The sequence below is a fragment of the Neobacillus soli NBRC 102451 genome, from assembly GCF_001591665.1.
GTDB lineage: Bacteria > Bacillota > Bacilli > Bacillales > Cytobacillaceae > Neobacillus > Neobacillus soli.
Map to the genome: position 1 here is coordinate 1 of NZ_BCVI01000032.1, position 6,921 is coordinate 6,921.

Annotated in this window: 4 protein-coding genes; all 4 read left to right on the plus strand. The window is 43.1% G+C overall.

Annotated features, from left to right (window positions below; genetic code table 11):
- The first annotated feature begins 257 nt into the window (after positions 1–257).
- Genes BSO02S_RS11795 through BSO02S_RS11810 form a run of 4 tightly spaced genes read left to right on the plus strand, consistent with a single transcriptional unit; the run spans position 258 to position 6,889 of the window.
- A complete protein-coding gene (locus BSO02S_RS11795; protein ID WP_066067038.1) occupies positions 258–2,954 on the plus strand; it encodes an alpha-mannosidase in 2,697 nt (898 codons plus the stop codon).
- A gap of 10 nt (positions 2,955–2,964) precedes the next feature.
- On the plus strand, positions 2,965–4,293 hold the full coding sequence (locus tag BSO02S_RS11800; protein WP_066067040.1) for a glycoside hydrolase family 125 protein: 1,329 nt from the start codon (positions 2,965–2,967) through the stop codon (positions 4,291–4,293).
- Between the two features lie 56 nt (positions 4,294–4,349).
- Positions 4,350–4,967 carry a YesL family protein gene (locus tag BSO02S_RS11805; protein WP_066067043.1) on the plus strand — a complete coding sequence of 206 codons (618 nt, stop codon included), beginning with the start codon at positions 4,350–4,352 and terminating at the stop codon, positions 4,965–4,967.
- A gap of 41 nt (positions 4,968–5,008) precedes the next feature.
- Positions 5,009–6,889: a beta-N-acetylhexosaminidase gene (locus tag BSO02S_RS11810; RefSeq protein ID WP_066067045.1), complete on the plus strand. Its 1,881-nt coding sequence runs from the start codon at positions 5,009–5,011 to the stop codon at positions 6,887–6,889.
- Positions 6,890–6,921: the final 32 nt, after the last annotated feature.

Genomic DNA, 6,921 nt, shown 5'->3' on the forward strand with positions numbered 1-6,921 from the left:
CAATAAGGCCTATTAAGGACAAAACGCCCGATGAAATCGAAGAAACTGTCTTTAATAAGTCCGCTCATATCGTCCCCTTGCTTCCTCGCTTAATCAATGGACTAATTTAATATCCACTGTAATATCTTAATGACTTGCCGGGATTCTATTGCTACTTTGGTCAGGTTTTTTTATTGTTATTGGTGAAGGAATTTTATCACACAAAAATGACAGCGTTTTCGCATCGTTATATAAATCATTGAAGGAGGGGACGTCTTATGAAGAAGACAGCCCATATTATCTCCCATTCTCATTGGGACAGGGAATGGTATTTGCCTTTTGAGAAACATCGTTATTACTTTATCAAACTCATGAATCAACTGATTGAACAATATAAACAGGAAGGAAATGCTTTTCAATCCTTTCATCTGGATGGGCAAACAGTTCTGTTAGAGGACTATTTTGCTGTGCATCCAGAAAATCGTGAAATCGTGAAACAATTAATTGAAGAGAAAAAGCTCTATATTGGCCCTTGGTATGTGCTGCAGGATGCGTTTTTAACGAGCTCTGAAGCCAATATCCGCAACCTGCAGATTGGTTTGAATGATACGTCAGCCTATGGCCATGCTTCAAAAATTGGCTATTTTCCAGATACATTCGGTATTTATGGGCAGGCACCGCAAATTTTAAAACAAGCGGGCATTGATACAGCAGCCTTCGGACGGGGCGTAAAACCGACCGGCTTTAATAACACGGTGTCAGATACTCCTAATTTTGAATCACCATATTCCGAAATGGTTTGGAAATCGCCGGATGGCTCCAGTGTTTTAGGAATTTTATTTGCCAATTGGTATTCAAACGGGAATGAAATCCCAGCGGATGAAGACGAAGCAAAAGCATTCTGGGATAAAAAGCTCCAGGAGGCCGAGAAATATGCGTCGACGAATCAATTATTATTTATGAATGGCTGCGACCACCAGCCGCTGCAAAAAACGATTCCGCAGGCGATTGAAACGGCATCGGTCCTTTATCCTGATTACAACTTTAAGCATTCAAGCTTTGACGAATATACAGAGGCATTAAAGGGTTCTCTTCCAGAGAAGCTGCAGGTCATTGAAGGGGAGCTCCGCAACCAGCGGACGGACGGCTGGTCTACACTCGTCAACACCGCGTCAAGCCGGATTTACTTGAAGCAATGGAACAACCACTGTCAAAACCTGTTGGAAAAAACAGCTGAACCGATGGCAACGATGAATTATTTAGCGGGCGCCACCTACCCGCGAGAATACATCCGCTTTATGTGGAAATCGCTGATGAAGAATCACCCGCATGACAGCATTTGCGGCTGCAGTGTCGATGAGGTTCACCGCGAAATGGTTACCCGTTTTGAAAACGTTTCGCAAATGGGTGAAGTATTCGTACAGGAACAGGCAGAGAAACTGGCACGTACGATTGATACATCAAAAACACCGGAAGGCGGCATTCCGCTTATTGTGATGAATACAACCGGATGGGTGAAAAATGAAGTTATCACGAAAACCGTTGATCTTGAAAAGGTGTATTTTTCACAAATGCACTTTGAAGAGATTCCAGCCTATTTGCAGGATAAAGAAATACCAGACTACAAGCTGGTAGATGATCAAGGCAAAACGGTCGAATGTCAGCTTGAGGTCCCAACGGTCGAATTCGGCTACGATTTACCAGATGATAAATTCCGGCAGCCGTTTTTTGCCAAACGGGCAAAGCTTTCATTTTTCGCTGAGAGTATTCCGTCATTTGGCTATAAAACATTTTTCCTTGTGCCGGCTAATCATAAGACCATGCAAGAGGTTCACCAACAGGATGCCAGTCTTGAAATGGAAAATGAATCTGTTCATTTACTGTTCCATGAAGATGGAAGCTATGATTTAACCGATAAGCAATCCGGCGGGACTTTCCATCGTCTTGGGATTTACGAAGACACTGGGGATGTCGGAAACGAATATATGTACAAGGAAGCTAACGGCCATGCCGCGATCACAACAAAAGGGATGCCGGCGGAATTTACCGTTGTAGAGAGAAATTCGCTCAGAACCGTTCTAGAGTTCACGCACACTTTATCGATTCCAGTTTCTGCCGACGACCGATTAGCCATTGAACGGAATAAATTGATTTGGCATAAGGAAAGAGAAGCGGGCAGATCAAGCGAAATGACAACGATCACACTGCGAACGATTGTTACCCTTGAAAAAGGAATGAAGGGTCCAGCCTTTAAGCTTACGATTGATAACCAAGCAACGGATCACCGTCTGCGCGTGCTCTTCCCGACCGGACTGCAAACTCAAACACATAAGGCAGGCAGTATTTTTGAAATCGTTACGCGCCCGAATACGCCGGAGAAGGAATGGGAAAATCCAAGCTTCTGTCATCATCAGCAGCGATTCTCGAGTCTCTCAGATGACAAGTTGGGCTTAACCATTGCAACCGATGGACTTCAAGAATATGAAATCCTACCGGCAGACGGAACGATTGCCGTTACGGTGCTTCGCTCGACGGCGGAACTGGGCGACTGGGGCTACTTCCCGACACCTGAAGCCCAATGCTTGGGCATGCAAACAGCAGAATGGCAGGTCCTGCCCCATGAAAAGGATGTCATTGAGTCACAAGCATTTGTGGATGCTTACCAATACAAAGTACCGCTAACAGTTATTCAGACAGACTCCCATGAGGGGATATTGCCGGGGACCTATCAGTTTGTAAACTCAGAGCCAAACGGTCTTGTATGGACGTCGATGAAAGCTGGGGAAGAGAAGAATGATGTCATGATTCGCTGGTTTAATCCGTCAGAGAAAAAGAAAAGCCTAAAAGCTTCTATTAATAATGGCTATCAATCCTATAAGAGTACGATTCTTGAAGAAAAAACAAATCAATCAGCGGATATATATGAAGTAGAAAAATACGAAATCATCACACTTGGTTTCGAAAAAAAGGAATAGGAGTGGGAACATGACGACAGTGATTCCTGAATCAATGCAAAAACTTATCAATCACGTCAAGGAATTTTTCCCTGATGATCTCAAGCTTCAGCAGATGTTTGAGCAATGTTTTGTCAATACGTATACAACTACGATGAAAAAACAAGAAGATGGCAAAACATTTGTCATCACCGGCGATATTCCAGCGATGTGGCTGCGGGATTCAGCTGCCCAGGTACGGCCTTATTTGCTGGCTGCGGAAGAGGATGAAAAAATCGCGGATTTGCTTGAAGGGGTAATCCGCCAGCATTATGCTTTTATTTTACACGACCCTTATGCCAATGCCTTCAATGAGAGTGCAAATGGCAAAGGTCATCAAACGGACGATACAAAAATGTCAGCTTATGTTTGGGAACGAAAATATGAAATTGATTCCTTGTGCTATCCGGTGCAGCTGGCCTACCTATTTTGGAAATCAACGGGACGTACCTCTCATTTAAAAGAAACGTTCCAGCAGGTGATTGAAACGATTATCCAAGTATGGAGAACCGAACAAGATCATGAAAACAATTCTCCTTACCGGTTTGAGCGTTCGGATTGCCGTCAATCGGATACTTTAATTCGTGAGGGCAAGGGGGGCCGTGTTGTTCCGACCGGGATGACATGGAGCGCCTTCCGTCCGAGTGACGATGCCTGCACCTACGGATATCTCGTACCAGCGAATATGTTTGCCGTTGTCATCCTAGGCTATGCAGCTGAAATGTGTGAGGAAGTGCTAAACCATCCTTCCTTAAAAGAAGAATGCCTAAAGCTCCGCGCGGAAATTCAAAATGGCATTGAGCAGTATGCTAAGCTGGATCATCCGATTCACGGTGATATGTACGTCTATGAAACCGATGGAGAAGGACGGGTCAATTTAATGGATGACGCCAATGTTCCGAGTTTGCTGGCCGCACCGTATTTAGGCTACCTTCCATTTGATGACTCGAGATATGTAAATACACGCAATTTTCTGCTGAGCAGAGATAATCCTTATTATTATGAAGGAAAATATGCAAATGGGATTGGCAGTCCGCATACTCCTGATCATTACATATGGCATATTGCACTGGCCATCCAAGGGATGACAGCGACAAATGAAACGGAAAGGCAGGAAATTTTAGCTTATTTCAAAAATACTGATGGCGGTACTACTTTCATGCATGAGGGCTTTAATTCTGATTGCCCGGAAGAATTTACAAGGGATTGGTTTGCATGGGCAAACACGATGTTCAGTGAATTTGTTTTAAGTTTAACGGGTAAAGCGGTCAAGGGAAGTCCACTTTACCACCAATTACTGGAGACCAATTCTGTAAAGTAAATGAGTATAGTGTAAAAGGATATTCCGTGAAAGTCCATTGGAAAGGTTGATACATCATGAAAAAAGGTTCATGGATGATTGTGTTTGACTGGATATGGAGGGTGGTTTCGGTTAATTTGTGCTGGATTGCCTTTACTGTTCTAGGATTAGGGGTTTTGGGCTTTTTTCCTTCATCTATTGCCCTTTTTACCATTGTCCGGAAATGGATTAGAAAAGATACGGATCTATCTGTCTGGAAGACATTTAAGCATGTGTATTTTAAAGAGTGGAAGCGAAGTAATGGGATTGGCCTTGTGTTTTACTGCATTGGCCTTTTCCTCTTTTTCGATATACGAATTGTAATGGGAATCATGACTGGTATTTTTTCAATCTTTCTGCTCGTATTTTTATACTTTGTCGCCTTCCTATTTATCATGTCAATTGGTTATTTCTTTGCGATCTATGTCCATTATCAGTTATCTACTAAGGAATATATCAAACAATCGTTTCTGTTTGCAGTGACAGGTTTCGGAACGACTATATGGATTGGAGCAGGGCTGTTTGTGGTGGGCATGGTAATTTTGAAGGTTCCAGGCTTAATCCCGTTTATTTCCGCGGTCGCACCAGCTTATTGGATGATGAGGGTCTGTCTGAGCCGGTTTACCAAGCTTGAAAGAATAGCCAATCAACAATAAATGAACTTTTTTATAAAAAGAAAGTGAAAAGGGAGATCAAGATGAAACTTCACTTAACCGGCGAAATATCAGCAGTTGCTGAAGGGCTTAAACTTGTAACGGAGAATGTACATATCCAACTTTCTCCTGATGGGTACCCTGTACAGCTTAAAAATCAAAATGGTCCGATAAGGGTCGCTAATAAAAATGGTCACGGGGAAATTTCCTTTGAAAAGACGATTCACTTTTTCCGGGCTCTAGGACTGTGGATTGAACATTTTCAAAAAGGGAACGAATTTGATGTAACAGAGGAGCCTCAGTTTGACATGAGCGGTGTCATGTTAGATGCCTCAAGAAATGCCGTGCCAACAACTGCTGAGGTAGAAAGTCTGCTGCGAAGAATGGCTGTCATGGGCCTGGATACCTTGATGCTTTATACGGAGGATACGTATGAGGTAAAGGAACATCCGTATTTCGGATACATGCGGGGACGGTATTCATTTGAGGAGCTGCGGGCATGTGATGAATATGCCGAGAAGCTGGGGATTGAGATGATACCGTGTATTCAAACATTGGGTCACCTAAAAGAGGCGCTGAAATGGAATTATGCGGCAGACATTAAGGATACAGATGATATTTTACTAGTCGACGAACCGAAAACGTATGAGTTTTTAGAGAATTGTATAAAGGCAGCCTCGGAGCCATTTAGGACCAAACGGATTCATATCGGCATGGATGAGACGTTTCAGCTTGGGTTAGGAAAATACCTGCAGCAGCATGGCTATGAAAACCATATTGATCTGATGAATCGGCATCTTCAAGAGGTCGTTTCAATTACGGAAAAGCACGGGCTGAAACCGATGATTTGGAGTGATATGTATTTTCCATTGTTTTCCGAGGACAGCAAGTACAAAGATGAGAACGGTGAAATACCGGAAGATCTTATTGCTCAGATTCCAGATGTAGAGCTTGTTTACTGGAATTATTATAGTAAGGATCAGGGGATTTATGAAAAAGAGATGAAAAACCATCAACTGCTCGGCAAAACTCCGATATTTGCCGGCGGAGCCTGGACGTGGAACGGAATCGCGCCGAACTATGGAAAAGCGATTGTGACAACGGAAGCCGGCATTGCGGCTTGTAAAAAAGAAGGCGTAAAAGAGGTCTTTGTCACGATGTGGGGCGATAACGGGGCAGAAACGCCGTTCTCTACATCACTACCAATCCTGCAATTATTCGCGGAGCATACCTATCATCAGGATGTGACGCTCGAACAGGTATCGAAGCGCTTTGAATTTTGCGGCGATGGGCATTTTGAAGATTTTATGATGTTAAAAAAGCTGGACGAAACACCCGGCGTCATGAAGGATAATATGAACACATCGATGACTTCTAAAGTGTTACTTTACCAAGATGTGTTAATTGGATTATATGATGAAAATATCCGCGGCCTGTCTTTAGGCGAGCATTATGAAAAATTAGTCCCGGAGCTTGAAAGAGCAAAGCAAAATAACACTGGATGGGAGGACCTATTTGGCTTTTACGAACAATTAGCAAGGGTCCTTAGTGAGAAGGCGGAAATTGGTCTTGTCCTGAAAGAAGCTTATGAGAGAAAAGATTTCGAGAAAATGAAATCCATCCTTGTTCAATTGGATGTGATTCAAACCAATGTGAATCTTTTACGTCAAAAGCACCGCAAAGTATGGTTTGCAGCCTATAAGCCATTTGGCTGGGAAGTCATTGATATTCGTTATGGCGGCGTGATTACACGAATTGATTCAGTCAAATATCGGATAAACGAGTGGATTGATGGCAGGATTACTAGTTTGGAAGAGTTAGAAGAAAAACGCCTGCGCCATGATGGACCATGGGAAATTGTCGACGGGTTAGTAGGCGGGAATGTGTATCATCGAATTGTAACGGCCGGGAATTTCTCACTTTAAGTGGATCACAGTGCCCATAAGATTGAAAAAAG